Here is a 24,609-nt window from a genome sequence, read left to right on the forward strand (position 1 = left end):
TGGCTCTGCGGACGCGGGTAACGGTCCCCATGACCGATCCGAGCGACCCCACTCCCGAGCGCCCCGGCATGCAGGACGAGACCGCTGCCCACCCCGGCACACCCCGCGAGTCCGAGGCCGAGGAGACGAGCGGCCAGGTGTCCGAGGCCGGCGGCCTGGGAGGCGGCGCGATCAGCGACGGTGACAGCGTCGTCGGCTCTCCGTCGGGCGAGAGCGGACAGACCGATCGCGGCGCGGTCGGCCCCGACGGTGTCCCCCCGGAGAACCGGCGCGACAACGACTTCAAGAAGCCCGGCCCCAAGCACCGCCGGGCTGACGAGTCGGTCGACGACGCCTAGGCCGCACCACGAGCGGCCGGTCGGGTGGTAGCCGGACCTCCCAGCCCCCACGCCACGAGTCTCGGACAGACACCGGACCGGCGCTGTGCGTCATCCCCAGGCCACTCGATGCGGGCCCCGGCGGCGACGGGCCGAGCGGGTCGGCGTGTCGGACGCCCGGTGCGCATCGACCGGCCCGCTACTGCGCCGACCGCACCCGGATGCCGGTGAGCGGGATCGTGGTGGTCCCGGAGGGGTCGGTGAAGAAGTCGTTGCCCTTGTCGTCGACGACGATGAACGCGGGGAAGTCCTCGACCTCGATCTTCCAGATCGCCTCCATGCCCAGCTCTTCGTACTCGAGCACCGAGACCGACTTGATGCAGTCCTGCGCGAGCCGGGCGGCGGGGCCGCCGATCGAGCCCAGGTAGAAGCCGCCGTGGGCGTGGCACGCCTCGGTGACCGCCCGTGACCGGTTGCCCTTGGCGAGCATCACGAGTGAGCCGCCGGCCGCCTGGAACTGGTCGACGTAGGAGTCCATGCGGCCGGCCGTCGTCGGACCGAACGAGCCGGACGCCATGCCGGTCGGCGTCTTGGCCGGACCGGCGTAGTAGACCGGGTGGTCCTTGAGGTACGACGGCATCTCCTCGCCGGCGTCGAGGCGCTCCTTGATCTTGGCGTGCGCGATGTCGCGCGCGACGACGAGCGGACCGGTGAGCGAGAGCCGCGTCTTGACCGGGTGCTTCGACAGCTCGGCGAGGATCTCCGACATCGGCTGGTTGAGGTCGATCTGGACGACCTCGCCGGCCGCGATGTCCTCGGCGACGCCGGCGGCCGGCATGTAGTGCGCCGGATCGGTCTCGAGCTGTTCGAGGAAGACGCCCTCCGGCGTGATCTTGCCCAGGGCCTGCCGGTCGGCGGAGCACGACACGGCGATCGCGACAGGACACGATGCGCCGTGGCGGGGGAGCCGGACGACGCGGACGTCGTGGCAGAAGTACTTGCCGCCGAACTGCGCGCCGATGCCGAAGGACTGGGTCAGCTTGAAGACCTCCTCCTCGAGCTCCAGGTCGCGGAATCCGTGCCCGGAGGCGTCGCCGGCCGTCGGCAGGTTGTCGAGGTAGTGGGCGGAGGCGTACTTCGCCGTCTTGAGCGCGAACTCGGCCGAGGTGCCGCCGATCACCACCGCCAGGTGGTACGGCGGGCAGGCCGCCGTACCGAGCGACTTCAGCTTCTCGTCGAGGAACTCGAGGATCCGCTTCGGGTTCAGGATCGCCTTCGTCTCCTGGTAGAGGAAGGACTTGTTGGCCGAGCCGCCGCCCTTGGCCATGAAGAGGAACTTGTACTCCGGCTTCGGGCCGGGCGTCGAGTAGATCTCGATCTGCGCCGGCAGGTTGTTGCCGGTCGGCTTCTCGTCGTACATCGTGATCGGCGCCAGCTGGGAGTAGCGCAGGTTGAGCTTCGTGTAGGCGTCGTAGACGCCGCGCGAGATCACCTCGCCGTCGTCGACGCCGGTGAGGACGCCCTCGGACTTCTTGCCCATGACGATCGCCGTGCCGGTGTCCTGGCACATCGGCAGGACGCCGCCGGCGGAGATGTTGACGTTCTTGAGCAGGTCGAGCGCCACGAAGCGGTCGTTGCCGGATGACTCGGGATCGTCGATGATCTTGCGCAGCTGGGCCAGGTGCGCCGGCCGCAGGTAGTGCTGGATGTCGTGGATCGCCTCGTAGGTCAGCCGGCGGATCGCCTCGGGCTCGACCTGGAGGAAGGTCCGGGTGGTGCCGTCCGCCTGCGGGACGTCGAAGGTCGAGACCCCCTCCGTCGTGATCAGCCGGTACGGCGTCTCGTCGGCGCCCGTCGGCAGCAGGTCGGAGTACAGGAACTCGGGGTCGCTCGCCACGGCGAGCAACATTAACGCCGCCCGTGGACGCGCCGGGCAAAAGGTCCCTTTTTCCGGGTAGAACGAGGTCCAATCGGATGCGTGACCTGCACTTACGGGTCACGCTACGTTTCCCTCCCAGACCACGGGCTGCGACAGCGTCCGCCCTCGGTGACACGAGACACCGAGTCCCCGACAGGAGAGTCATGAAGATCCGATCAACACTCGTCGCGCTCACCGCGCTGGCGACCGTCTCGGCCATGGCGGCGTGCTCGGCGCCGGAGAAGAAGAAGGACAGCGCGACCGCTGATGCGGCGTCGGCGACCTCAGCCGACGACTTCGGCAGCATGGACAAGCTCGTCGCGGCCGCGAAGAAGGAAGGCGCGCTCAACGTGATCGCGCTGCCGCCCGACTGGGCCAACTACGGCAAGATCATCGAGGGCTTCACCAAGAAGTACGGCATCAAGGTCAACTCCGCACAGCCCGACGCCTCCAGTCAGGAGGAGATCGACGCGGCGAAGCAGCTCAAGGGTCGCGACACCGCGCCCGACGTGTTCGACGTCGGCCAGGCCGTCGCGCTGGCCAACCTCGACCAGTTCGCGCCCTACAAGGTGGCCACCTGGGACGACATCCCGGAGGCGTTCAAGCAGGCGGACGGCACGGCGGTCAACGACTACGGCGGTTACATGGCGCTCGGCTACGACTCGGCCAAGGTCCCCGACATCACGAGCCTCGACGACCTGATGAAGCCGGCCTTCAAGGGCAAGGTCGCTCTCAACGGCGACCCGACGCAGGCCAACGCCGCGCTCAACGCCGTCCGGATGGTCTCCATCGCGAAGGGCGGGAGCTCCTCCGACATCGCGCCCGGCGTCGACTTCTTCAAGCAGCTCAAGAAGGCCGGCAACTTCGTGCCCGTCGACGCCACCGACGAGACGATCCTCTCCGGCCAGACGCCGGTCGTCTTCAACTGGGACTACCTCAACGCCGCCACGACGGCGAAGCTGCCGACCTGGAAGGTCTACGTCCCCGAGGGCTCCCCGGTGGCGGGCTACTACTTCCAGGCCGTGAGCAAGGACGCCGTCCACCCGGCCGCGGCCCGGCTCTGGGAGGAGTACCTCTACTCCGACGAGGGCCAGAACCTCTGGCTCGGCGGTGGCGCCCGCCCGGTCCGTGCCGACGCGATGGCCTCGGCCGGCACGATCGACAAGGCGGCGTACGACAAGCTGCCGCCGGTCTCGGGCGACCCGGTCCTGCCGACGCCCGACGATGACGCCAAGGTGGCCGACTACCTGGGCAAGAACTGGGCCAAGGCGATCGGCTGACCTTGGCCACCCAGCCCATCACGCTCGCCGAGCCTGTCGAGGACACACCCCGACAGGCTCGGCGAGGGTATGCCGGGGCACTGCCGGTCCTCGGCCTGCTCCCGTTCCTCGCCTACATCGTCGTGTTCATGGTGATCCCGACGATCAACGTCGCCGTGGGCGCGTTCCGCGACAACGACGGGGCCTTCACGTCCGACAACGTCAGCGGCCTGTTCGACGCCACCATGCTGCACACGCTCTGGAACAGCGTGGTCGTCTCCGGGGTGAGCGCCGTGCTCGGCGGCGTGCTCGGCGTCGTGCTCGCGTCGATCATCGTGGCGGCGCCGGCGACCAGCCTGCTGCGCCGCATGGTCATGGCGATCGCGAGCGTCTTCGCGCAGTTCGGCGGCGTCAACCTGGCCTTCGCGTTCATCGCCACGGTCGGCGCCCAGGGCGTCCTCACCGTCTGGCTGCGGGGCCACGGCGGCTTCGACCTGTACGGCAACGGCTGGCTCTACGGCGTGTGGGGACTCGTCCTCGTCTACCTGTACTTCCAGATCCCGCTGATGGTCGTGGTGTTCATCCCGGCCCTCGAGGGGCTCAAGCCGCAGTGGCGCGAGGCAGCGGTCAGCCTGGGCGCGAGTCGCCGGCAGTACCTCACCGGGGTCGCCGTTCCGCTGCTGCGCCCGGCGTTCCTCGGCAGCGTGCTGCTGCTCTTCGCCAACGCGTTCGCCGCCTACGCGACGGCGGCCGCGCTGGTCAGCCAGGGCCAGATCATCCTGCCCCTCATGATCCGCGCCGGCCTCACCAGCGAGGTCCTGCTCGGCCGCCAGCACCTGGCCTACGCGATCGCGCTGGAGATGATCGTCGTCGTCGCGATCGTCATGACGGCGTACGCGCTGCTGCTGCGCCGCGCCGCGAGGTGGCTGCGATGACCTGGGTCGGGCGCAGCGTCCGCGGCCTGGTGCTGCTCGCGTTCGCGGTGTTCTTCCTCGTCCCGCTCTGGGCGCTGCTCGACCTCAGCACCAAGCAGGTCGTCACCGGTGGGCGCACCGGTGCGCACTGGAAGGCGCTCGTCGAGAACGAGCAGATGCGCTCCGCGATCATCACCTCGCTCGAGCTCGCGGTGCTCACCGTCGTGCTGATGCTGGTGCTGCTCCTCCCGACGATGATCTGGGTGCGGCTGCGCGTGCCGCGGGCCAACCGGCTCGTGGAGTTCCTGTGCCTGCTGCCGCTCACCGTGCCACCGCTGGTCATCGTCGTCGGCATCAACGGCGTCTACTCGTGGGTGAACTACTTCTTGGGCGGTTCGCCGCTGACGCTGACGTTCGTCTACGTCGTGCTGGTGCTGCCGTTCGCCTACCGGGCACTCGACGCCTCCCTGTCGGCGATCGATGTGACGACCCTGGCGGAGGCGGCCCGCTCGCTCGGTGCGGGGTGGTTCACCGTGATCGCCCGGGTGGTCGCTCCCAACATGCTCAGCGGCGTGCTCTCGGCCGCGTTCATCGGCGTCGCGCTCGTGCTGGGGGAGTACACCTTCTCCTCGCTGATGCACTTCGACACGCTCCCGGTGACGATCGTGCTGCTCGGGAAGAGCGACACCGGCGCCTCCATGGCGGCCGCGCTGGCCACCATGCTTCTCACCGCCCTGCTGCTCGTGGCGCTGTCGCTGCTCGACCGGCGCCGCTCGGAAAGGAACTGACGTGGAGTCCAACGGCGTGACCGTCGAGCTCGACGACCTGCACCGTCACTACGGCGAGGTCAGGGCGCTGGACGGGCTCACCCTCCAGATGCAGCCCGGGGAGCTCATCGCCCTGCTCGGTCCCTCGGGCTGCGGGAAGACCACCGCGCTGCGCATCGTGGCCGGCCTCGACACCGCCACGTCCGGATCCGTCCGGGTCGGCGGCCGAGACCTGACCCGGGTGCCGGCGAACAAGCGGGACATGGGCATGGTGTTCCAGGCCTACTCGCTCTTCCCGCACCTGACCGTCGTCGACAACGTGGCGTTCGGGCTCAAGCTGCGCGGGCGGGCGACCGCCGAGCGCCGTCGGCGCGCGCACGAGATGCTCGAGCTCGTCGGCCTGGAGCAGCATGCGACGCGCTACCCCCGCCAGCTGTCCGGCGGCCAGCAGCAGCGGGTCGCGCTCGCGCGGGCGCTCGCGATCGAGCCCTCGGTGCTGCTGCTCGACGAGCCCCTGTCCGCGCTCGACGCGAAGGTCCGGGTGCAGCTGCGCGACGAGATCCGCCGCATCCAGCTCGAGGTCGGCACCACCACCCTCTTCGTCACCCACGACCAGGAGGAGGCGCTCGCCGTCGCCGACCGCGTCGGGGTGATGAGCGACGGGCGGCTCGAGCAGCTCGCGGCTCCGTCGGTGCTCTACTCCGCGCCGGCGACGCCGTTCGTCGGGTCGTTCGTCGGGCTCTCCAACCGCATCCCCGCGACCGTCTCGGACGGTACGGCGACCGTCCTGGGCCAGGCGATCCCGGTGCTGCCCGGCTCCGCGGAGTCCGCGGGCGTCGCGCTGGTCCGGCCGGAGGCGGTGTCGGTCGCCGCCGACCCAGCCGGCTCCGCCACCGTGGTCGCGGTCTCGTTCCGCGGCGCGGTGTCCCAGGTGACGGTCGAGGTGGAGGGCACGCTGGTGATCGCCCAGGTCGGCAGCGGTGCCGCGCTCGCACTCGAGGCGGGGCAGCGGGTCAGCGTGTCGATCGACCCGGCGCCGGTTCTGGTCGTCGCCGACTGAGGGAGACGCGCTCGGCCGTCACAGCATGGCCGCGGTCGGTGTCTTGATGTCGACACCCACCCCAGGAGGAGACATGCCCAGGATCCCGGCCACCGAGATCACCGGCCTCTACGGCGCCGTCGTGAAGGCCTTCAGCAAGCGGATGTTCGGCAGCGTGCCGGAGTCGCTCGGCGTGATGTGGCACCACCAGCCCGTGCTCAAGGCGAGCATGTCCTACGGGCAGAAGCTGAAGAAGTGGGACCGGTGCGATGAGAGCCTGAAGGCGTTCGCGCACATGGCCGTCGCGTCCTACATCGGCTGCACGTGGTGCCTGGACTTCAACTACTTCGAGGCGCACCACCAGGGCCTCGACATGGACAAGGCGCGCGAGATCCCGCGCTGGCGCGAGTCCGACGTGTTCACGCCGCTGGAGCGCGAGGTCCTCGCGTACGCCGAGGCAGCCAGCGACACCCCGCCCACGGTCACCGACGAGATGGTCGCGAGCCTCCTCGCGCAGCTCGGCCCGGACGGCCTCATCGAGCTGACCAGCGTCATCGGCTTCGCCAACCTCACGACCCGCTCCAACGTCTCGCTGGGCATCGAGTCGGAGGGCTTCGCGGCGGCCTGCGGCCTCGCGCCGCTCGCCGAGCGGACCCACTGAGCATCGGCTGCGCTGAAGCACGCGGCCCACTAGCCTGAGAGACGTGGACCAGCAGGACCCCTCGCAGCTGCGGATCTCCGACGACGACCGGCACCGTGTCGCCGAGTTCCTCAAGCAGGCCGCCGGTGACGGCCGCATCGACCTGACGGAGCTCGACGAGCGGCTCGGGCAGACCTACGCCGCCAAGACGTACGCCGACCTGGTGCCGATCACGCTGGACCTGCCCACGGCGCCCGGCCAGGCGGTTGCGGTCCCGGCCGCTCGCGGTGCCTTCGTGCCCGCGACCGGGGGAGCGCGCTATGACTCCAGCCTGGCGATCCTCAGCAGCCAGGACCGGAAGGGCTCGTGGGAGGTCGGGTCGACGCACACCGCCTTCGGGATGCTGGGCAGCATCACGCTGGACCTGCGTGAGGCGCACTTCAGCGCGCCCGAGGTGGTCATCAACGCGAACACGATCCTCGGCAGCATCAGCGTCGTCGTGAACGCCGGCACCCGCGTGGTCGTCGAGGGGGCCGGGATCATGGGCACGTTCACCGAGAACCGTCCGAAGGTCGACGCCGAGATCACCCCGGGGTCGCCGTTGGTGCGCGTCCGCGGGCTCGCCCTGCTGGGCAGCGTCGACGTCACCCGCAAGCCGATGCCCGGCGAGCGGTCGCGGCGCAGACTCGGCCGCTAGGCGGTCGTCTCCAGCTCCGGGATCGTGCCGGCACGCTCGGTGTCGACGGTCAGGTTGCGACCGGTCTCGGGGTCGAAGAGGTGGACCCTCGACGCGTCGACCCAGATCTCAGCCTCCTCGCCCTCGCGGATCCGGCTGCCTCCGGAGAGCGCCGCGACCAGCTGGGTGTGCATGGCCTCGCTGTCGAGCTCCCGCTCGAGCTGGCGCAGCTTCTCGGTGATCTCCGGCGGGGCCTCGTAGGGGATGTAGGCGTAGGTCTCGTTGCCGAGCCACTCGACCACCTCGACGGTCGCGCGGAACGTGGAGCCGCGGGCGCCTTCCCGGGTGCTGGCGTCGTCGAAGTGCTCGGGCCGGATCCCGGCGAGGAGCAGGTCGTGTCCCTGCGCCCGCTCGGCCTTGTGGGGCGGCAGCTGGACGTCGCCGAAGGGGAGCTTCGCCGTCGTACCCTCGACCGTCGCGGGCAGGAAGTTCATGGGCGGCGAGCCGATGAAGCCGGCCACGAAGAGGTTGCCGGGGTTCTCGTAGAGCTCGCGCGGCGTGGCGAGCTGCTGCAGGATGCCCCGCTTGAGCACGGCCACCCGGTCGCCGAGCGTCATCGCCTCGGTCTGGTCGTGGGTGACGTAGACCGTGGTGATGCCGAGCCGCTTCTGCAGCCGGGAGATCTCCGTGCGCATCTGGCCACGCAGCTTGGCGTCGAGGTTGGAGAGCGGCTCGTCGAAGAGGAACGCGTCGGCGTCGCGGACGATCGCCCGCCCCATCGCCACGCGCTGCCGCTGGCCACCGGAGAGATTGCCGGGCTTGCGCTCGAGGTGCTCCTCGAGCTCGAGGGTCGCCGCTGCCGCCCGCACCTTCTCGTCGACGTCCTTGTCGGAGGCGCCGGCCAGGCGGAGCGGGAAGGCGATGTTCTCGTAGACGCTCAGGTGCGGGTAGAGCGCGTAGTTCTGGAAGACCATCGCCAGGTTGCGGTCGCGGGGCGCGAGGTCGTTGACCTGGCGGTCGCCGATGATCATCTCGCCCGACGTGATGTCCTCGAGGCCGACGATCATCCGTAGCAGGGTCGACTTCCCGCAGCCGGACGGGCCGACCAGGATCATGAACTCGCCGTCGGCGACGTCGATGCTCACGTCGTTGACGGCGGGGAAACCGTCGCCGTACTTCTTGACGATGTTCTTCATCTCGATCTTCGCCACGAGGTCACCCCTTCACAGCGCCGGAGGTGAGGCCGGCGACGATCTTTCGCTGGAACAGCAGGACGATGATGATGATCGGGACCGTGACCACCACCGAGGCGGTGGCCAACAGCCCGTAGGGCGGGTTGAACGGGTCCGGCCCGACGAAGAAGGACAGCTGGGCGGGCACGGTCCGGGACGCGGTCGTGGAGGTCAGCGAGATCGCGAGCACGAACTCGTTCCACGCGAAGAAGAACGTCAGGATCGCCGCGGTGAAGACGCCGGGCGCGGCGAGCGGCACGATGACCTTCCGGAACGCCTGCCACGACGTCGCGCCGTCGACCTGGGCGGCCTGCTCCATCTCCCAGGGGATCTCCCGGAAGAACGCCGACAACGTCCAGATCGCCAGGGGCAGCGTGAACGACATGTAGGGGATGATCAGGCCGGGCCAGGTGTTGAACAGGCCGAGGACGCGCCACAGGTCGAACAGCGGACCGACCAGGGCGACCACCGGGAACATGGCGATCGCGAGCGCCAGGGAGAGCACCAGGCGCTTGCCCTTGAAGTCCAGGCGAGCGATCGCGTACGCCGCCAGCGTGGCGAAGATGACCGAGAGCACCGTCGCGACCGCCGCGATGCCGAACGAGTTGCGCAGCGCGGAGAGGAAGTCCGTGTGGGTGCCCTCCTGGCCGGTCGAGACCGTGCCGAAGCCGAGGACGTCACGGTAGTTCTGGATGGTCCAGTGCTTGGGGAGGAACTGGGGACTGCCCGCAGCGGTCTCGCCCGGGCCCTTGAAGGAGAGGGAAAGGATCCACACCACAGGGAGCAGGCACCAGATTAGGATGATGACGAAGCCGATCCACGTGCCGATCCTGGTGCGGGTCTCCTTCGAGGCGGCCATCACGCCTCACCCCTTGCCTGCGCGAGGTCGACCCGGAACAGCTTGACGATCAACCAGGCCAGCAGCAGCACGGCGAGGAACAGCAGCACCGAGAGCGCCGATCCGAGCCCGAGCTGGAACTGCTGGATGACCTGGCGATAGGTCAAGAACGACGAGGACTCGGTGCTCTGCGCACCCCTCGTCATCACGTAGATGTTGTCGAAGATGCGGAAGGCGTCCAGGGCCCGGAACAGCACGGCGACCATGATCGCCGCCCGCATGTTGGGGATGATCACCTTCCACAGCCGCTGCCACCAGGTCGCTCCGTCGACCTGGGCCGCCTCGATCATGTCCTCGGACACCTGCGAGAGCCCTGCCAGCAGGAGCAGCGACATGAACGGCGTGGTCTTCCAGATCTCCGACACGATGATCGCGAACATCGCCGGCCAGTGACTCCCGAACCAGTTGGTCTCGGGGGCGATCCACGGCAACCAGGAGAACCAGCTGTTGACCCAGCCGTTGTTGAGGCTGAACGCGAACTGCCACGCGTACGCCGAGACGACGGTGATGATCCCGTAGGGGATCAGGATGGCCGTGCGGACGGTGCCGCGCGCGAAGACGATGCGGTGCATGACCATGGCGAACGCGAACCCGATGACCAGCTCGACCCCCACGGTCACCACCATGATCACGATCGTGTTCCAGGTGTCCCGCCAGAACAGCGAGTCCGTCAGGACGGTCGCGTAGTTCCGCAGCCCGATGAAGGCCTTGTCGTCCGGCGTGGTGAGCCGGTAGCGGAACAAGGAGAGGTAGAGCGCCTGGAACATCGGGTAGGCGGTGACGACGAGCATCACGATCACCGCCGGAGCCACGAGCCGCTGACCCAGGCGGTTCTCCGCCCTCGAGCGGTCCGTCATCCTCGCGCGCTTGCGCCCCGGCGGAGCTGATGCTGCGGCGGTCGCGGTCGTGGTGGTGGTCACAGCAGGCTCCTTCCGTGGAGCACGTTGTCGATGAACGTCTGCGACGTCGCCGGCGTCGACGGGCCCACGCTCCCCGGCGGGTGCCACGTCGCCTGGAGACCGCCGGAGATGTCACTCCAGTAGGGCGTCACGGTGCGCGGCGCCGCAGCGTCGAGGCTCTGCTGGAACAGCTGCAGCAGGGGAGCCGGGTAGGTCTTCTGCAGCGCGTTGTTGTTGGCCTGGTAGCCCGCCTGGCTGGCCGGCATGTTGCCGGTGATCTCGGCGTTGACCTCTTGGTTGTCCGGGCTCGTGATGCACTCGACGGCCGCCATGGCGTCGTCGACGTGGCTGGAGTACTTGCTGACGCCGAGCCCGATGCCGCCGTAGGGCGGACGGGCGGTCTGTCCCGAGACCGTCTCCGGGTACATCGTGTAGCCGATGTCCTTGTTGAAGCCCGGGGTGATCGCCTCGTAGCTGTTGTAGATGTAGGTCCAGTTGACCATGAAGGCGCCCTGCGCCCCACCGAACGTGCTGCCCGCCTGGCCCTCCTGGGCGACCGACAGGTCGGCGGGCGCGGCCGGCGAGTGCGCGAGCTTGCGGATGACCGCCGCCGCCTTGTCGCCCGCCGGGGAGTCGACCTCGAGCTTCAGGTCGAGACCCTTGTCGGTGTCGGTCGCGATCTGACCACCGGCGCCGGAGATGAGCGCGTTGATCCAGACGACGTAGCCCTCGTACTTGTTGGACTGGACGGCCACCTTGCCGCCGTTCTTGGCGGCGGCGTCGATGATCTGGTCCCAGGTCACCGGCTTGCTCATGTCGATGCCCGCCTTCTGGACGAACGACTTGCGGTACCAGAGCACCTGCGTGTTGGACCAGAACGGCGCCACCACCATCTTGCCGTTCCAGGTCGCCGCCGCCGTGGCGCCCTTGAAGGACTGCTGCGTGAGCTTGTCCTGGAGGGCCTGGGGGAGCGGAGCCAAGAAGCCGGCGTTGAAGAACTCGGCGGTGAACGGCGGGTCGATGCTCATGATGTCGATGCCGGAGTCGTGGGCGGCGAGGCGCCGCGCCAGCTGGATCCGCTGCTCGTTGGCGTCCTGGGGAAGCACCTGGGTGGCGATCTTGTACTTGTCGGTGCTGCAGTTGGCGGCGACCTTGGCCTGCCCGCCCGAGTCAGGGTTGATGTACCAGGTCAGCTGGGTCACGCCGGATGCCGACGAGCACGCCGTCAAGGCTGAGCTGGCGAGGATGCCGGCGGCTGCGAGACCCAGGACCCGCTTCTTCGTACGCCGACCCGGGTGACCATGGACGCTCATCGACCGCCTCCCCTGTGATCCTTGTCACTCCGGTGTACCCCGTCGGAAGCGCTTTGTCACCTGCCAGTTCGCGATGGTCGACCGGGAGCGCTCCCGCTTGCTGGATCGGTTAGGGTGAGGCACGCCACTGCCTGGTGGCCCCCACTTCACTACGGATCGTCCGGCACGTACCTGCCGGTGAAGGAGCAGTTCGTCATGGCATCAGTGACCTTCGAGAAGGCCCAGCGCTGGTACCCCGGGGCCGACAGCCCCGCGGTCAAGGGCATCGACCTGGAGATCGGCGACGGCGAGTTCATGGTTCTCGTCGGCCCCTCCGGCTGCGGCAAGTCGACCACCCTCCGCATGCTCGCCGGCCTGGAGGAGGTGACCAGCGGCCGCATCATGATCGGCGACCGTGACGTCACCACCGTCCCGCCCAAGGACCGCGACATCGCGATGGTGTTCCAGAACTACGCGCTCTACCCCCACATGAGCGTGGCCGAGAACATGGGCTTCGCGCTCAAGATGGCCAAGGTCGACAGCGGGGAGCGCGAGCGTCGCGTCAAGGAGGCCGCCGCCCTGCTCGGCCTGACCGACTACCTCGAGCGCAAGCCGAAGGCGCTCTCCGGCGGCCAGCGTCAGCGTGTCGCCATGGGCCGCGCGATCGTGCGTCAGCCGCAGGTCTTCTGCATGGACGAGCCGCTGTCGAACCTCGACGCCAAGATGCGTGTCCAGACCCGTACGGACATCGCGAAGCTGCAGGCCGACCTGGGCGTCACCACGGTCTACGTCACCCACGACCAGGTCGAGGCCATGACGATGGGCGACCGCGTCGCCGTCATGAACGCCGGTGAGCTCCAGCAGGTCGACACCCCGCTCAACCTGTACTCCAAGCCGGTCAACCTCTTCGTCGCCGGCTTCATCGGCTCGCCCCAGATGAACCTCATGCAGGCGAAGTCCGCCGACAACCAGGCCAAGATCGGTCAGTACCTCGTGCCGGTCGACCCGGCCGCCGCGTCCAAGATGAGCGGCGACATCACCGTCGGCGTGCGTCCGGAGGCCTGGCGCCTGGTCTCCGCCGGCGAGGGTGGCCTCCCGGTCCAGGTGACCGTCGTCGAGGAGCTCGGCTCCGACTCGTTCGTCTACGGCACCTCGGACGTCGAGGGCACCCCGTCGAACATCATCGTCCGCGTCCCGGCGCGCGAGCAGGTCCGCAAGGGCGACACGCTCTACGTCACCACCGACCCGCGTGACGTGCACGTCTTCGACACCACGACGGGTCTGCGCCTCAGCGACTGATCCCTCGTCCTCGAGATCCGGGTCCCAGCATTGCGCGGGGGCCCGGATCTCGGCATTTCAGGAGGCGCGGTCGGCGTTGCGGCGGACGGCGCTGACCAGCGTCGGCCAGAGGCCCTCGGGGATGTCGTGGCCGAGGCCGTCGATGAGGAGCAGCTCCGAGCGCGGCACGGCGAGCGACGTGGCCCGGCCGCCGGACACGTGCACCATCTTGTCCGCCAGGCCGTGGACCACCAGCGTCGGGACGCTCACCCGGGCGAGGTCGCGGGTGCGGTTGGGCTGGGTGAGCACGGCCAGGATCTGCCGCCCGGTGCCGCGCGGGGAGATACCGCGGTCGTAGGTCTCCTCGGCGCGTCGGCGTACGTCCTGCTCGTCGGAGGGGTAGGCGGGCGAGCCGATGATCTTCCACGTGCGCACCGACGCGTCGACGTACCCCTCCCGGTCACCGCTCCGGGTGAGGAAGATCGGCAGCAGCGACGGGTTCTGGTAGCCGACGGACCGCGCCCCGGTGGTCGACATCATCGAGGTCAGCGACAGCACCCGCTCCGGATGGGTCACCGCCATCGTCTGGGCGATCATCCCGCCCATCGACACGCCCCACACGTGCGCCGCCTCGATCCCGAGGTGGTCGAGCAGGCCGATCGCGTCGGCGGCCATGTCGTCCAGCGTGTAGGTCGTCCGTACCTTCAGCCCCAAGAACGCCCGCGCCAGCCGGCCCATCGAGACCGGTCCGTCGAGGCGGCTCGACCGGCCGATGTCACGGTTGTCGAAGCGGATGACGTGGAAGCCGGCGTCGGCGAGCATGCCGCACAGCCGCTCGTCCCACCACGTCATCGGGCCGCCCAGCCCCATCACCAGCAGCAGCGGGTCGCCGTCGGGCGAGCCGAAGGTCTGGTAGCAGAGGTCGACCCCGTCGGCGACGTGGGCGAAGAGCTCCTGCGGCACCGCGACCGACACCGGTCACCTCTCGAAGTCGATGGCCGAGTAGGCCTTGAGCTTCGACAGCTGGTGGTCGCTGACGATCTTGCGGATCGTGCCGCTGCGCGACCGCATCACCAGCGACTCGGTCGTGCAGCCGCCGGCCCGGTAGTGGACGCCGCGCATGAGGTCGCCGTCGGTGATCCCGGTCGCGACGAAGAAGCAGTCGTCGCCCGTCACGAGGTCGTTGGTGGTGAGCACGAAGTCGGGGTCGAGGTTGTGCCCGGCGTCGACGGCCTTCTGCCGCTCGTCGTCGTCCTTGGGCCAGAGCCGGCCCTGCAGGGTGCCGCCGAGCGCCTTCATCGCGCACGCGGCGATGATGCCCTCCGGGGTGCCGCCGATGCCGAGCAGCAGGTCGACGCCGCTGCCCTCGCGCGCCGCAGCGATCGCGCCGGCCACGTCGCCGTCGGTGATGAACTTGATCCGGGCGCCGGTGGCGCGGATCTCCTCGGCCAGCTGCTCGTGACGCGGCCGGTCGAGGAGGACCACGGTGACGTCGCTCGGCTGGGCACCCTTCGCCTTGGCGACCTGGTGGATGTTCTCGGCGACGGGCAGCCGGATGTCGACGACGTCGGCGGCCTCGGGGCCGGTCACGAGCTTCTCCATGTAGAACACGGCCGAGGGGTCGTACATCGAGCCGCGCGGGGCGGCCGCGAGCACGGCGATCGCGTTGTTCATGCCCTTCGCCGTGAGCGTGGTGCCGTCGATCGGATCGACGGCGACGTCCACGTCCGGTCCGGTGCCGTCACCGACCTGCTCGCCGTTGTAGAGCATCGGGGCGTTGTCCTTCTCGCCCTCGCCGATGACGACCGTGCCGTTCATCGCGACGGTCGAGATCATCACCCGCATCGCGTTGACCGCGACGCCGTCGGCGCCGTTCTTGTCGCCGCGACCGACCCAGCGTGCGGCGGCCATCGCGGCGGCCTCGGTGACGCGCACGAGCTCGAGCGCGAGGTTGCGGTCGGGCGCCTGCGGGGCGACGTCGAGTGGCTCGGGGAGGTGTCGCTCGCTGCGCTCGCTCATGGCCAGACTGTATCCGTCCGCGATGGTGCCGATGCGGCCCGAGAGGCGCCGTGGACCGAGACTTCCGTCGCTTTCACGATCAAATTCACGCGGTCCCCTGGGACGAGGGCGAGGTCGGCGACCGCGGCCGCGGTGACCTCCGCCTGGAGGGGCACCTGCCCTGGCGCACGGCCGGCCACGGCCCTGACCCGGAACCTGTCGCCCAGCGGCTCGAGCTCGGTGACGGTCGCGGGCAGCGCGTTGCGGGGGCTGCCGCCCGGTGGCTCCCGGAAGACCGAGACAGCGGTGGGGGAGAAGACCGCGACGGCCTGCTCGCCCTGCCCCGGAGGGTCGTCGGAGGGCAGTCCGCGCACGGCGACGTCGCCCTGGGTCACGGCTTCGCCGTTCCAGCGTCCGGCGACCAGGTTGAGGCCGGCGATCCGTGCGGCGAAGTTGCTCCGCGGGCGGCGCAGCACGTCGGCGGTCGGGCCCTCCTCCACGACCCGGCCGCCCTCGACCACGACGACGCGGTCGGCCAGCAGCAGGGCGTCGAGCGCGTCGTGGGTCACGACGACGGCGGTCCGATCGGCGAGCACGGTCCTGAGCAGGTGCCGCAGGGCCGGCGCGACGTCGACGTCGAGCGCCGCCATCGGCTCGTCCAGAAGCAGCAGCCTCGGCCGCGCGGCCAGCGCCCGGGCGACGGCGACGCGCTGCGCCTGGCCGCCGCTGAGCTGGCGTGGCCGACGGCTGCCGAGGTCGCCGACCCCGACCCGGTCCAGCCACTCGCGCGCCAGCGCCCGTGCCTCCTGACGGCCGACACCGTGGGAGCGGGGGCCGAACGCCACGTTCTCGAGCGCGGTGAGGTGCGGGAAGAGCAGCGGCTCCTGGGCGAGCAGGGCCACCTCGCGCCGATGGGGTGGTACGCCGGCCAGGTCCCGCCCCGCCAACGAGACCTGACCGGTCGTCGGGGTGACGAGCCCGGCGATCACGCCGAGCACCGTCGACTTGCCGGCGCCGTTGGGGCCGAGCAGGGCGACGGTCTCGCCCTCGGCCACCCGGAGACGCACCGCCACGTCACGGTCCGCGACGGTGGCGTCGTAGCGCAGGCTCGCCTCGCCGTTCTCCCCGCTGCTCACACCGCGCTCCGGCCCGTCCTCGCGACGCCGATCACCAGCACCGCGACCACGACGAGCACCAGGGAGAGCGCGACGGCGGCGTCGGGATCGGTGACCCGCTCGAGGTAGATCTGGATCGGCAGCGTCGCCGTCGTGCCCTGCAGCGAGCCGGCGAACGTGATCGTCGCGCCGAACTCGCCGAGCGACCGGGCGAAGGCGAGCACGGCGCCGCTCAGCAGCCCGGGCAGCACGAGCGGCAGCGTCACCCGCCGGAAGACGGTCGACGGCGCGGCGCCGAGGGTCGCGGCGACCACCTCGTAGCGCTGGCCGGCGGTCCGCATCGCGCCCTCCAGCGAGATGACCAGGAACGGCAGCGCGACGAACGTCTGCGCCATGATCACCGCTGTGGTCGTGAAGGCGACCTCGACGCCGAGCACGTCGAGGGTGTGGCCGAGCAGCCCGCGTCGGCCGAACGTGTAGAGCAGCGCGATGCCGCTGACCACCGGCGGGATGACCAGGGGCAGGAGGACGAGCGAGCGGAGCAGGCCCTGACCGGGGAAGTCGATGCGGGCGAGCACGGCCGCCATCGGCACGCCGAGCACGAGGCACGCGAGCGTGCTGCAGGTGCTCGTGCGCAGGCTGAGCCAGAGCGCGTCACGGGCCGACTCCGACGTCACCAGGCTGCCGAAGCCGCCCCAGTCGACCCGCGACACCATCGCGACCAGGGGGAGCAGCACGAAGGCGGCGCCCACGGCCGCCGGGACGAGGAGCCAGCGGGGCAGCCCGATCATGGCTTCCCGAAGCCCGCGTCCGCGAGCACCTTCTGTCCGTCGACGCTGAGGACGAAGTCCTCGAACTCCTTCGCCAGGTCGGCGTTCTTCGCGCCCTTCACCGTCGCGATCGGGTAGGTGTTCACGACGCTGGACGACTCCGGGAAGGTGACCCCGTCGACGCTGTCGCCGGCGCCCTTGACGTCGGTCACGTAGACGACGCCCGCGTCCGCCTCGCCGCTGATGACCTTGCCCAGCACGTCGGTCACCGACTGCTCCTGGCTGACCGGCCTCAGCGTCACGCCGGCGTTCTTCGCGACCTGCGCCGTCGCGGCCCCGCACGGCACCTCGGGCGCGCAGATCACCAGCTTGAGGCCGGGCTCGGCCAGGCCCGCGAAGCTCGTGACGTGGGCCGGGTTGCCCGGCGGCGTGGCGATCTCGAGCACGTTGGACGCGAAGTCCTGACGGTTCTCGGCCTCGTTGCCCAGCTTGTCCATGTTCTTCGTGTCCGCGGACGCGAAGACGTCCGCCGGGGCGCCGGACTGGATCTGCTCGACGAGGTCGGAGGAGCCGCCGAAGCTGAACCTCACCGCCGTGCCGTCGTGGTCGGCCTCGAAGTCCTTGCCCAGCTGGGTGAAGGTCTTCGTCAGTGACGCCGCGGCGAACACGGTCAGGGTCCGCTGCTCCGAGCCCCCGGCGTCGTCGGAGCCGCCACAGGCGGCGAGCGGCGCGACGAGCGCGAGGACGGGGACGAGGAACAGCCTGGCTCTCGGTGACATTCAGGGACGCTCCACGACGACGTTGGTGGACTTGACCGAGGCGATGGCGCGTACGCCGGGCTCGAGCCCGAGCTCCTCGGCGGCCTCGCTGCTCATCAGCGAGACCAGGCGGTAGGGACCGCAGATCAGCTCGACCTGGGCCATGACGGTGTCCTTGAGGACCCGTGTGACGATGCCGGGCAGCCGGTTGCGGGCGCTGACCGCGCCGGCGCGCGGCACGCTCTCGGGAGCGTCGGCGAGGGAGACCGCGAGCTCGGCGAGCGCCCCGCCAGGGACGACGGCGCGACCGCCCTCGCTCTCGGTGGTGAGGCGTCCGGCGTCGATCCACCGCCGGACGGTGTCGTCGCTGACGCCGAGCACCTCGGCGGCCTCGGGGATGCGGTAGGACGTCACCGGCGCATCATGACGCATCCGCGGTCGATCTGTCTCGTGTCCGCCGCGCATGCGGCAGGGAGGGCGTCAGGTGACCGCGAGTGCGGTGACAGCTGCGATGACCGCGAGCGGCGTGAGGGCGAGCGAGACGCGGTGGAAGGCGACCGTTCCGAGCATCGAGCCCGGCTCGCCGTAGCGGACCAGGGTGCGCCGCCACAGCAGGTTGGCGAGCGAGCCCGTCCAGGTGATCCCGGAGCCGACGCCGAGGCCCACCAGGGCGGCCAGCACGGCGTCGGTGCCCAGCGGCGCCAGCAGGGGGAGGAGCAGCAGGGTCGCCGACAGGTTGGTGAGCAGCGCCGCCCCCACGGTGGCGATCCCGGCCACGGCCAGCAGGTCGACGTACGACGTCCCGTCGGGGAGCAGCCGGGCGGCCACGTCGCCGAGGAACCCCTGGCCGAGGCCCGCCACCACCACGCCCAGCGCCAGCACGAACAGCGCGAAGGAGGGGTGAGCGGCCCGCGCGGCCACCTGCCACGACGCCAGCCGGCGGTAGCGGGCCCAGACGACGAGCACCGCGGCCGCGGCGGCGGACACCCAGGCCGGCTCGACGCCGAGCGGCGACAGGACCGCGAACCCGAGGAGCATGGCCGCCACGACCACGACGGGCACGGGCTCCAGCCGCGGGGACCGGGGCTCTCGCCGCTCGACACCGTGGCCGGCGAGTTCGCGGCGGAAGAGCAGTCGCAGGCCGACGTACTCGACCACGAGGACGGCGGCGAGCGCGGGCGCCATCCGGACGGCGAAGCCGGCGAAGGTGAGGTCCAGGTGCGGCATCGCGAGCAGGTTGGTGAGGTTGGAGACCGGCAGCAGCAATGACGCCGAGTTGGCCATCCGCAGGCAGCCATAGGCGACCGGGCGCGGCGAGGTGCCGAGGCCGACGGCGGCCGCGACCGCCACCGGCGTCACCAGCACCACCGTCGCGTCGAGGCTGAGCACCGTCGTCACGAGCGCGGCCAGCAGGAACGTGCCGGTGAACAGGGCGGCCGGCCGACCGCGGCTGTGCCGGCGGACGCGGTGCCCGGCGGCCGTGAAGACGCCCGCCCGGGCGCACACCTCCGCGACGACCAGGATGGTGACGAGGAAGGCGACGACCGGCAGCAGGGGGCGGACGGCGTCCCATGCCTCCTCGGGGGAGATCAGGCCCGCGACCAGCACGAGCGCCGACGCGGCCAGCGCCGCGGCGGCCTCCACGCGAGCCCGTGGGTGCCGGTGGGCGGCCACGAGGAGCCCCGCCAGCGCGACCACTCCGGTTCCGTCGGCGACGGCGGTGGTCAGGGGCGGCACTTCGGAAACGATAGGTGCCTGACACACTTGACCCGTGAACGAGCGGCAGTCGGGCGTGAGTGAGCCGCAGGGCGAGTCGCAGGGCGGGCCGCAGGGCGAGCGGCTGGGTGAGCGGCAGGGCGAGCCGCAGGCACCGTCGAGGCGTTACCCACGGACCTTCGGCGGCCTGATCGGCTCGATGATCGTGCTCGTGGCCGCGGTGGTCGGCTACTACGTCATCCAGAACGTCCTCCACGACGAGCCGGACGGCAAGCCGGTGGCGGTCGACTACCTGAGCACCGTGCGAGACATCCAGGGCGGTGGCTACACCGTCGCCTACCCTGCGACGCTGCCGAAGGGCTGGCTGGCGACGGACGCCAACTTCACTCCCGGTGACCGCCCCGCGTGGGGGTTGCCGCTGCTCACCGACTCCGGGACGTTCGCCGGGATCCAGCAGGAGGACCTGTCGGTCGAGGACATGCTCGCCACGGCGCTGCCGAACGGCGCTCGGAAGGGCGAGGACGTCACGATCGACAGCAAGGTCGCAACGACGTGGACGTCGTGGTCGGACGGGCAGCGCGACCACGCGTTCTCGACCAGCGTCGGCAAGGACACCCTGCTGGTCTACGGGTCGGCGTCGGTCGCCGACCTGAAGACGCTGATCGGCCTGCTGACCACCGCGCCCGTCGCCTGACCTACTCCTCGTCGGAGCCCATCGCGGCGTCGAGCCGCTGGCGCGCGCCGTCGAGCCACTCCTGGCAGACGGTCGCGAGCTTCTCGCCGCGTTCCCACAACGCGAGCGACTCCTCGAGGGTCGTGCCGCCCGCCTCGAGCGCACGGACCACCTCGATGAGCTCCGCGCGGGCCTCCTCGTAGGAGGGCTTCTCGTCGTCACTGGCCATCGGGGAGCTCCTCGGTTCGGGTGGTGGTGGCGTGGACGCGACCGTCGGCGACGCGGACGCTGATCTCGGCGCCGGCCTCGACGCCCGCCACGGAGGCGAGCACGTGGCCGTCGCCGTCCTGCAGGACGGCGTAGCCGCGGCGCAGGGTCTCGAGCGGCGAGAGCGCCCTCGCCCGGGCGCGGTGGTGACCGATGTCGTCGGAGGCTCGGTCGAGCAGGTGGGAGAGCGTACGACGGGCGCGATCGCGCAGCACCCTCACCTCGTCGGCCCGCTCGTCGAGCAGCGAGCGCGGGTCGGCGAGCGCCGGCCGGGAGCGGAGCGCGTCGAGTGCTGCCTGCTCGCGGTCCAGCCAGGAGCGCAGCCCGCTCCGCATCCGGTCGCGGGCGGTCGCCACGAGGCGAAGCTCCTCCGCGACGTCGGGCACCACGAGCTTGGCGGCGTCGGTCGGGGTCGAGGCGCGCAGGTCGGCCACCAGGTCGAGCAGCGGGCTGTCGGGCTCGTGGCCGATCGCCGAGACGACCGGCGTCGTCAGCCGGTGGACGGCGCGGATGAGCGCCTCGTCGGAGAACGGCAGGAGGTCCTCCACGGAGCCCCCGCCTCGGGCGACGACGATGACGTCGACCGACGGGTCGCGGTCGAGCCGCTCGAGCGCCTCGATCACCTCCGGCACGCAGCGGGTGCCCTGCATGGCGGCGTAGGCGGTCTCGAAGGCGACCGCCGGCCAACGGCGGCGGGCGTTCTCGAGGACGTCACGCTCGGCTGCTGAGTCGGGAGCGGTCACCAGGCCGACCCGGCCCGGGAGGAAGGGCAGCGACCGCTTGAGCTCGGCGGCGAAGAGACCCTCGGCGGCGAGCAGCTGGCGGCGCCGCTCCAGCCGGGCGAGCAGCTCGCCGAGCCCGACCATGCGGATGTCGCGGGCGTAGAGCGAGAGCGTCCCGCGGTTGGCGTAGAACGACGGCTTGGCGTGGACGACGACGCTGGCCCCCTCGACCAGCGGCGGGTTGAGCCCGTCGAAGAGCGTGCGGCTGCACGTGACGGCGATCGAGATGTCGGCCACCGTGTCGCGCAGCGTCAGGAAGACCGTCTGCATGCCCGGCCTCCGGCTGACCTGGGCGACCTGACCCTCCACCCAGACCGCGCCGAGCCGGTCGATCCAGCCGGCGATCGCGTTGGCGATCTGCCGGACCGGGGCCGGGGACTCGAGCGACGTCTGCATCGTCATGACCTGGGCGAGACTAGCGGCGCCCGCCGACACGACGGGTCCCGCGGGGTGCCTCGCCGAAGCGCCCGCCGGGAGCAGGGGTCCGTAGACTCAGCACCATGACGGACCTCGCCATGCCCCGCCCGCTCACCGACGCGGAGAAGCAGGTGCTGCTCGCCGCGCCGCGCGGCTACTGCGCCGGCGTCGACCGGGCAGTGGTGACCGTCGAGAAGGCGCTCGACCTCTACGGCGCTCCCGTCTACGTCCGCAAGCAGATCGTGCACAACAAGCACGTCGTCGCTGACCTCGAGTCGCGCGGCGCGATCTTCGTCGAGGAGCTCGACCAGGTGCCGGAGGGGGAGACGGTCGTCTTCTCCGCGCACGGCGTCTCGCCGGCCGTCCACGCCGAGGCGGAGGCCCGCGGGCTCAAGACCATCGACGCGACCTGTCCGCTGGTGACCAAGGTCCACCACGAGGCGAAGCGGTTCGCGGCCGAGGACTACGACATCCTCCTCATCGGCCACGCCGGGCACGAGGAGGTCGAGGGCACGGCCGGCGAGGCCCCCGAGCACATCCAGCTGGTGCAGGGGCCAGAGGACGTCGACAAGATCGTCGTCCGCGACCCCGCCAAGGTCTCCTGGCTGTCGCAGACCACGCTCAGCGTCGACGAGACGCTCGAGACCGTCGACGCGATCCGGAAGCGCTTCCCGCTGCTGCTGGACCCGCCGAGCGACGACATCTGCTACGCGACCCAGAACCGCCAGCTGGCGGTCAAGGAGATCGCCAAGGAGTCCGACCTCGTCATCGTGGTCGGGTCGGGGAACTCCTCCAACAGCGTCCGGCTGGTCGAGGTCGCCCTGGAGGCGGGCGCCGGATCGGCCTACCGCGTGGACGACGCCTCGGAGATCGACCCCGAGTGGCTCGACGGGGTCCGCTCGGTGAGCGTGACCAGCGGGGCGAGCGTGCCGGAGGAGCTCGTGCAGGGCGTCCTCGCGTTCCTCGCGGAGCGCGGCTACCCGGATGCGCGGGCCGTGCACAGTGCCGAGGAGTCGCTCATCTTCTCGCTCCCCAAGGAGCTGCGCCGCGACCTGAAGGCTGCGGGTCAGCACTGATGGCGCGCTACGTCGACATCCACCCGGACAATCCGCAGCCGCGCCTGCTGCAGCAGGTCGTCGACGCGCTGAACGACGACCAGCTCATCGCCTACCCGACCGACTCGGGCTACGCGCTCGGCAGCCGGATCGGCAACAAGGACGGTCGCGACCGGATCCTGGCGATCCGCGACCTCGACGAGCGTCACCACTTCACCCTGGTCTGCAGGGACTTCTCCCAGCTCGGCCAGATGGTGCACGTCGACAACAGTGCCTTCCGGGCGATCCGCGGCGCGACGCCGGGGCCCTACACGTTCATCCTGCCGGCGATGCCCGACGTGCCGCGTCGCCTGCTGCACCCGAAGAAGCGCACCGTCGGCGTCCGCATCCCCGACAACACCTTCGTCCAGGCGCTGCTCGAGGCGCTCGGCGAGCCGCTGCTGTCGTCGACGCTGATCATGCCGGGGGAGACCGAGCCGCGGACCAACGGCTGGGACGTCAAGGACACCCTCGACCACCTCGTCGACGTCGTCATCGAGACCGGCGAGGACACCCCGGCCGAGCCCACGACGGTCGTGGACTGGTCCGAGGGCTACCCCGAGGTCATCCGCGAGGGCGCGGGGGACTGGTCGCGCTTCGTCGCCTGACGGCGCGAGCGGGCCGCGTGCCCGGCGCGCGCCGCCTGGACGTGGCGGCGCTGGGCGAGCAGGCCCAGGCACACTCCGTAGCCGAGGCACAGCGCCAGGCTGTGGTGGGCCAGTCCTGAGACGACGGCCTGCCCCACGCTGTCGTCGGGACGGCCGAGGGCGTCGGCGTCGGACAGCCCGACGACCACGAACACCCCGAGCATGACGAGCGGCGGCAGCACGCCGACCGTGAACATGTCCTTGGGTGCGACGAGCAACGCCATCGCGGCGCACAGGACGACGAAGCAGACGTCGAAGATCCAGGTGACGCTGCCGGTGATCGCGACGTCGAGCAGGGCGGCCGTGAGGGCGAGCGCGACTGCGAGCACGACCACCTGACGGCCGGGCTCATGACCGGGATGCCATCTGCTCATGGGTCTCCTCCGCTGCTCACGGTAGGGCGACCCGCCGACGAGGCGGCCGCGACGCGCCGCGCTCGCCGAACTCGGCGAGCCTTCTGCTCAGTCCTCGAGGTCGACGACGACCGGCGCGTGGTCCGAGGCCCCGGCCCCGGCCCGCTCCTCGCGGTCGATGAACGCGCCCTTCACGCGCTCGGCCAGCGATGGCGAGGCGAGGACGAAGTCGATCTTGAGGCCACGGTCGCGCTCGAACCGCTGGCGGTAGTAGTCCCAGTAGGTGTAGCCAGGGGCGTACTTGCGGGTGACCTCGCTCCATCCCGAGTCGAGGATCGCCTGGAACGCGGCGCGCTCCTGCGGCGTGACGTGCGTGGAGTTGCGGAACTGCGTCACGTCGAACACGTCGTCGTCGGTCGGGCAGATGTTCCAGTCACCGACCAGCGCGGCCTGCTCGCCGAGCCATGCCTGCCCGGCGTCCCGGAGCCGGGCGAGCCAGTCGAGCTTGTAGACGTAGTGCGGGTCGTCGGGCTTGCGTCCGTTGGGGACATAGAGCGACGAGATGCGTACGCCGCCCGCGACCGCGCTCACCGCGCGCGCTTCGGCCTCGGTCGGCTCGCCCCAGCCGGGCATGCCCTCGAAGCCGACCGTGGCCTGCTCGAGCCCGACGCGCGAGATCAGCGCGACGCCGTTCCACTGGGAGTAGCCGACCGCCGCGACGTCGTACCCCCTGGCCTCGAGGCCCATCGTGGGCAGCTGGTCGACCTTGGCCTTGGTCTCCTGGACCGCGAGCACGTCGACCTCGTGGCGGTCGAGGAAGGCCTCGACGCGGTCGATGCGGGAGCGGATGGAGTTCACGTTCCAGGTCGCGATGCGCACCCCGGAAACCT

General features: G+C 70.6%; 27 protein-coding genes and 1 tRNA gene. 12 read left to right on the forward strand and 16 right to left on the reverse strand.

All coding sequences use genetic code 11. The features are described from left to right. The first annotated feature begins 29 nt into the window (after positions 1-29). A complete protein-coding gene (locus tag QDS12_RS12325; protein ID WP_279879312.1) occupies positions 30-338 on the forward strand; it encodes a hypothetical protein in 309 nt (102 codons plus the stop codon). 178 nt (positions 339-516) lie between these two features. On the opposite strand, the gene QDS12_RS12330 is transcribed toward QDS12_RS12325, so the two are convergent. Further along, on the reverse strand, positions 517-2,226 hold the full coding sequence (locus QDS12_RS12330) for a fumarate hydratase (RefSeq protein ID WP_279879313.1): 1,710 nt from the start codon (positions 2,224-2,226) through the stop codon (positions 517-519). A gap of 173 nt (positions 2,227-2,399) precedes the next feature. On the opposite strand from QDS12_RS12330, the gene QDS12_RS12335 reads away from it, so the two are divergent. From QDS12_RS12335 to QDS12_RS12360, 6 genes are all read left to right on the forward strand, one after another. Next, the gene (locus tag QDS12_RS12335; protein ID WP_279879314.1) at positions 2,400-3,515 is read left to right on the forward strand and encodes an ABC transporter substrate-binding protein; all 1,116 of its coding nucleotides are present in this window, start codon (positions 2,400-2,402) and stop codon (positions 3,513-3,515) included. Positions 3,516-3,517: 2 nt separating this feature from the next. Continuing rightward, positions 3,518-4,429, forward strand: coding sequence for an ABC transporter permease subunit (locus QDS12_RS12340; protein WP_279879315.1), 912 nt, complete (start codon positions 3,518-3,520; stop codon positions 4,427-4,429). Further along, entirely contained in the window at positions 4,426-5,196 is a 771-nt protein-coding gene (locus QDS12_RS12345) for an ABC transporter permease subunit (protein ID WP_279879316.1), read from the forward strand. Before QDS12_RS12340 ends, QDS12_RS12345 begins: the two co-directional genes overlap by 4 nt. A gap of 1 nt (position 5,197) precedes the next feature. Further along, on the forward strand, positions 5,198-6,235 hold the full coding sequence (locus tag QDS12_RS12350; protein ID WP_279879318.1) for an ABC transporter ATP-binding protein: 1,038 nt from the start codon (positions 5,198-5,200) through the stop codon (positions 6,233-6,235). Positions 6,236-6,308: 73 nt separating this feature from the next. After that, positions 6,309-6,875, forward strand: coding sequence for a carboxymuconolactone decarboxylase family protein (locus QDS12_RS12355; RefSeq protein WP_279879320.1), 567 nt, complete (start codon positions 6,309-6,311; stop codon positions 6,873-6,875). A gap of 43 nt (positions 6,876-6,918) precedes the next feature. Continuing rightward, positions 6,919-7,551 (forward strand): DUF1707 domain-containing protein, encoded by a 633-nt coding sequence (locus QDS12_RS12360; protein WP_279879322.1) that lies wholly within the window; start codon positions 6,919-6,921, stop codon positions 7,549-7,551. Here the strand turns inward: QDS12_RS12360 and ugpC (QDS12_RS12365) are convergent. From ugpC (QDS12_RS12365) to QDS12_RS12380, 4 genes are read right to left on the reverse strand one after another with little or no spacing between them, the layout of a single operon-like run. Next, on the reverse strand, positions 7,548-8,741 hold the full coding sequence (ugpC, locus tag QDS12_RS12365; RefSeq protein ID WP_279879323.1) for a sn-glycerol-3-phosphate ABC transporter ATP-binding protein UgpC: 1,194 nt from the start codon (positions 8,739-8,741) through the stop codon (positions 7,548-7,550). The genes QDS12_RS12360 and ugpC (QDS12_RS12365) overlap by 4 nt on opposite strands. 4 nt (positions 8,742-8,745) lie before the next feature. Further along, positions 8,746-9,621 carry a carbohydrate ABC transporter permease gene (locus QDS12_RS12370; RefSeq protein WP_279880438.1) on the reverse strand — a complete coding sequence of 292 codons (876 nt, stop codon included), beginning with the start codon at positions 9,619-9,621 and terminating at the stop codon, positions 8,746-8,748. Beyond that, a complete protein-coding gene (locus QDS12_RS12375) occupies positions 9,621-10,580 on the reverse strand; it encodes a sugar ABC transporter permease (RefSeq protein ID WP_279879324.1) in 960 nt (319 codons plus the stop codon). Before QDS12_RS12375 ends, QDS12_RS12370 begins: the two co-directional genes overlap by 1 nt. Continuing rightward, positions 10,577-11,872, reverse strand: a complete 1,296-nt coding sequence (locus tag QDS12_RS12380) for an extracellular solute-binding protein (RefSeq protein WP_279879325.1) — start codon at positions 11,870-11,872, stop codon at positions 10,577-10,579. Before QDS12_RS12380 ends, QDS12_RS12375 begins: the two co-directional genes overlap by 4 nt. A gap of 237 nt (positions 11,873-12,109) precedes the next feature. Here QDS12_RS12380 and QDS12_RS12385 point away from each other — a divergent pair. Together QDS12_RS12385 and ugpC (QDS12_RS12390) are read left to right on the forward strand one after the other, a co-directional pair. Continuing rightward, positions 12,110-12,185, forward strand: a tRNA-OTHER gene (locus QDS12_RS12385). Beyond that, complete coding sequence (ugpC, locus tag QDS12_RS12390; RefSeq protein WP_279879326.1) at positions 12,167-13,150, forward strand: sn-glycerol-3-phosphate ABC transporter ATP-binding protein UgpC; 984 nt, start codon at positions 12,167-12,169, stop codon at positions 13,148-13,150. The genes QDS12_RS12385 and ugpC (QDS12_RS12390) overlap by 19 nt, the downstream gene beginning before the upstream one ends. Positions 13,151-13,207: 57 nt before the next feature. On the opposite strand, the gene QDS12_RS12395 is transcribed toward ugpC (QDS12_RS12390), so the two are convergent. The 7 genes from QDS12_RS12395 to QDS12_RS12425 form a co-directional block, all read right to left on the reverse strand. Then, a complete protein-coding gene (locus QDS12_RS12395; RefSeq protein WP_279879328.1) occupies positions 13,208-14,104 on the reverse strand; it encodes an alpha/beta hydrolase in 897 nt (298 codons plus the stop codon). A 3-nt stretch (positions 14,105-14,107) separates the two neighbouring features. Next, complete coding sequence (glpX, locus tag QDS12_RS12400) at positions 14,108-15,148, reverse strand: class II fructose-bisphosphatase (RefSeq protein ID WP_279879329.1); 1,041 nt, start codon at positions 15,146-15,148, stop codon at positions 14,108-14,110. Then, a complete protein-coding gene (locus QDS12_RS12405; protein WP_279879330.1) occupies positions 15,145-16,263 on the reverse strand; it encodes an ATP-binding cassette domain-containing protein in 1,119 nt (372 codons plus the stop codon). Before QDS12_RS12405 ends, glpX begins: the two co-directional genes overlap by 4 nt. Continuing rightward, positions 16,260-17,033 carry an ABC transporter permease gene (locus QDS12_RS12410; RefSeq protein ID WP_279879331.1) on the reverse strand — a complete coding sequence of 258 codons (774 nt, stop codon included), beginning with the start codon at positions 17,031-17,033 and terminating at the stop codon, positions 16,260-16,262. The genes QDS12_RS12405 and QDS12_RS12410 overlap by 4 nt, the downstream gene beginning before the upstream one ends. Beyond that, a complete protein-coding gene (gene modA, locus QDS12_RS12415; protein WP_279879333.1) occupies positions 17,030-17,791 on the reverse strand; it encodes a molybdate ABC transporter substrate-binding protein in 762 nt (253 codons plus the stop codon). The genes QDS12_RS12410 and modA overlap by 4 nt, the downstream gene beginning before the upstream one ends. Then, a complete protein-coding gene (locus tag QDS12_RS12420; protein ID WP_279879335.1) occupies positions 17,792-18,184 on the reverse strand; it encodes a TOBE domain-containing protein in 393 nt (130 codons plus the stop codon). 66 nt (positions 18,185-18,250) lie between these two features. After that, complete coding sequence (locus QDS12_RS12425) at positions 18,251-19,507, reverse strand: SLC13 family permease (RefSeq protein ID WP_279879337.1); 1,257 nt, start codon at positions 19,505-19,507, stop codon at positions 18,251-18,253. 34 nt (positions 19,508-19,541) lie between these two features. On the opposite strand from QDS12_RS12425, the gene QDS12_RS12430 reads away from it, so the two are divergent. Further along, positions 19,542-20,180 carry a DUF4245 domain-containing protein gene (locus QDS12_RS12430; RefSeq protein ID WP_279879339.1) on the forward strand — a complete coding sequence of 213 codons (639 nt, stop codon included), beginning with the start codon at positions 19,542-19,544 and terminating at the stop codon, positions 20,178-20,180. Between the two features lies 1 nt (position 20,181). Here the strand turns inward: QDS12_RS12430 and QDS12_RS12435 are convergent, their stop codons facing one another. Next, positions 20,182-20,388, reverse strand: a complete 207-nt coding sequence (locus QDS12_RS12435) for an exodeoxyribonuclease VII small subunit (RefSeq protein ID WP_279879340.1) — start codon at positions 20,386-20,388, stop codon at positions 20,182-20,184. Beyond that, on the reverse strand, positions 20,378-21,610 hold the full coding sequence (xseA, locus tag QDS12_RS12440) for an exodeoxyribonuclease VII large subunit (protein WP_279879342.1): 1,233 nt from the start codon (positions 21,608-21,610) through the stop codon (positions 20,378-20,380). Before xseA ends, QDS12_RS12435 begins: the two co-directional genes overlap by 11 nt. A 98-nt stretch (positions 21,611-21,708) precedes the next feature. On the opposite strand from xseA, the gene QDS12_RS12445 reads away from it, so the two are divergent. After that, positions 21,709-22,701, forward strand: coding sequence for a 4-hydroxy-3-methylbut-2-enyl diphosphate reductase (locus QDS12_RS12445; protein WP_279879344.1), 993 nt, complete (start codon positions 21,709-21,711; stop codon positions 22,699-22,701). Continuing rightward, entirely contained in the window at positions 22,701-23,327 is a 627-nt protein-coding gene (locus QDS12_RS12450; protein WP_279879347.1) for an L-threonylcarbamoyladenylate synthase, read from the forward strand. Before QDS12_RS12445 ends, QDS12_RS12450 begins: the two co-directional genes overlap by 1 nt. Here the strand turns inward: QDS12_RS12450 and QDS12_RS12455 are convergent. Together QDS12_RS12455 and QDS12_RS12460 are read right to left on the reverse strand one after the other, a co-directional pair. Beyond that, on the reverse strand, positions 23,273-23,740 hold the full coding sequence (locus QDS12_RS12455) for a DUF6542 domain-containing protein (protein WP_279879348.1): 468 nt from the start codon (positions 23,738-23,740) through the stop codon (positions 23,273-23,275). The genes QDS12_RS12450 and QDS12_RS12455 overlap by 55 nt on opposite strands. Positions 23,741-23,827: 87 nt before the next feature. Continuing rightward, positions 23,828-24,598 (reverse strand): exodeoxyribonuclease III, encoded by a 771-nt coding sequence (locus QDS12_RS12460; RefSeq protein WP_279879350.1) that lies wholly within the window; start codon positions 24,596-24,598, stop codon positions 23,828-23,830. Between the last annotated feature and the right edge of the window lie 11 nt (positions 24,599-24,609).

It is taken from the genome of Nocardioides sp. CER19 (assembly GCF_029846275.1).
GTDB lineage: Bacteria > Actinomycetota > Actinomycetes > Propionibacteriales > Nocardioidaceae > Nocardioides.

Bases quoted from the DNA above. Each gene is read 5' to 3' on its own strand.
- ugpC (WP_279879326.1), top strand. From the start codon at position 12,167: ATGGTTCTCGTCGGCCCCTCCGGCTGCGGCAAGTCGACCACCCTCCGC.
- QDS12_RS12370 (WP_279880438.1), bottom strand. From the start codon at position 9,621: ATGGCCGCCTCGAAGGAGACCCGCACCAGGATCGGCACGTGGATCGGC.
- QDS12_RS12455 (WP_279879348.1), bottom strand. From the start codon at position 23,740: ATGAGCAGATGGCATCCCGGTCATGAGCCCGGCCGTCAGGTGGTCGTG.
- modA (WP_279879333.1), bottom strand. From the start codon at position 17,791: ATGTCACCGAGAGCCAGGCTGTTCCTCGTCCCCGTCCTCGCGCTCGTC.
- QDS12_RS12445 (WP_279879344.1), top strand. From the start codon at position 21,709: ATGACGGACCTCGCCATGCCCCGCCCGCTCACCGACGCGGAGAAGCAG.
- QDS12_RS12330 (WP_279879313.1), bottom strand. From the start codon at position 2,226: ATGTTGCTCGCCGTGGCGAGCGACCCCGAGTTCCTGTACTCCGACCTG.
- QDS12_RS12355 (WP_279879320.1), top strand. From the start codon at position 6,309: ATGCCCAGGATCCCGGCCACCGAGATCACCGGCCTCTACGGCGCCGTC.
- glpX (WP_279879329.1), bottom strand. From the start codon at position 15,148: ATGAGCGAGCGCAGCGAGCGACACCTCCCCGAGCCACTCGACGTCGCC.
- QDS12_RS12325 (WP_279879312.1), top strand. From the start codon at position 30: ATGACCGATCCGAGCGACCCCACTCCCGAGCGCCCCGGCATGCAGGAC.
- QDS12_RS12450 (WP_279879347.1), top strand. From the start codon at position 22,701: ATGGCGCGCTACGTCGACATCCACCCGGACAATCCGCAGCCGCGCCTG.
- QDS12_RS12345 (WP_279879316.1), top strand. From the start codon at position 4,426: ATGACCTGGGTCGGGCGCAGCGTCCGCGGCCTGGTGCTGCTCGCGTTC.
- QDS12_RS12335 (WP_279879314.1), top strand. From the start codon at position 2,400: ATGAAGATCCGATCAACACTCGTCGCGCTCACCGCGCTGGCGACCGTC.
- QDS12_RS12435 (WP_279879340.1), bottom strand. From the start codon at position 20,388: ATGGCCAGTGACGACGAGAAGCCCTCCTACGAGGAGGCCCGCGCGGAG.
- QDS12_RS12410 (WP_279879331.1), bottom strand. From the start codon at position 17,033: ATGATCGGGCTGCCCCGCTGGCTCCTCGTCCCGGCGGCCGTGGGCGCC.
- QDS12_RS12380 (WP_279879325.1), bottom strand. From the start codon at position 11,872: ATGAGCGTCCATGGTCACCCGGGTCGGCGTACGAAGAAGCGGGTCCTG.
- xseA (WP_279879342.1), bottom strand. From the start codon at position 21,610: ATGACGATGCAGACGTCGCTCGAGTCCCCGGCCCCGGTCCGGCAGATC.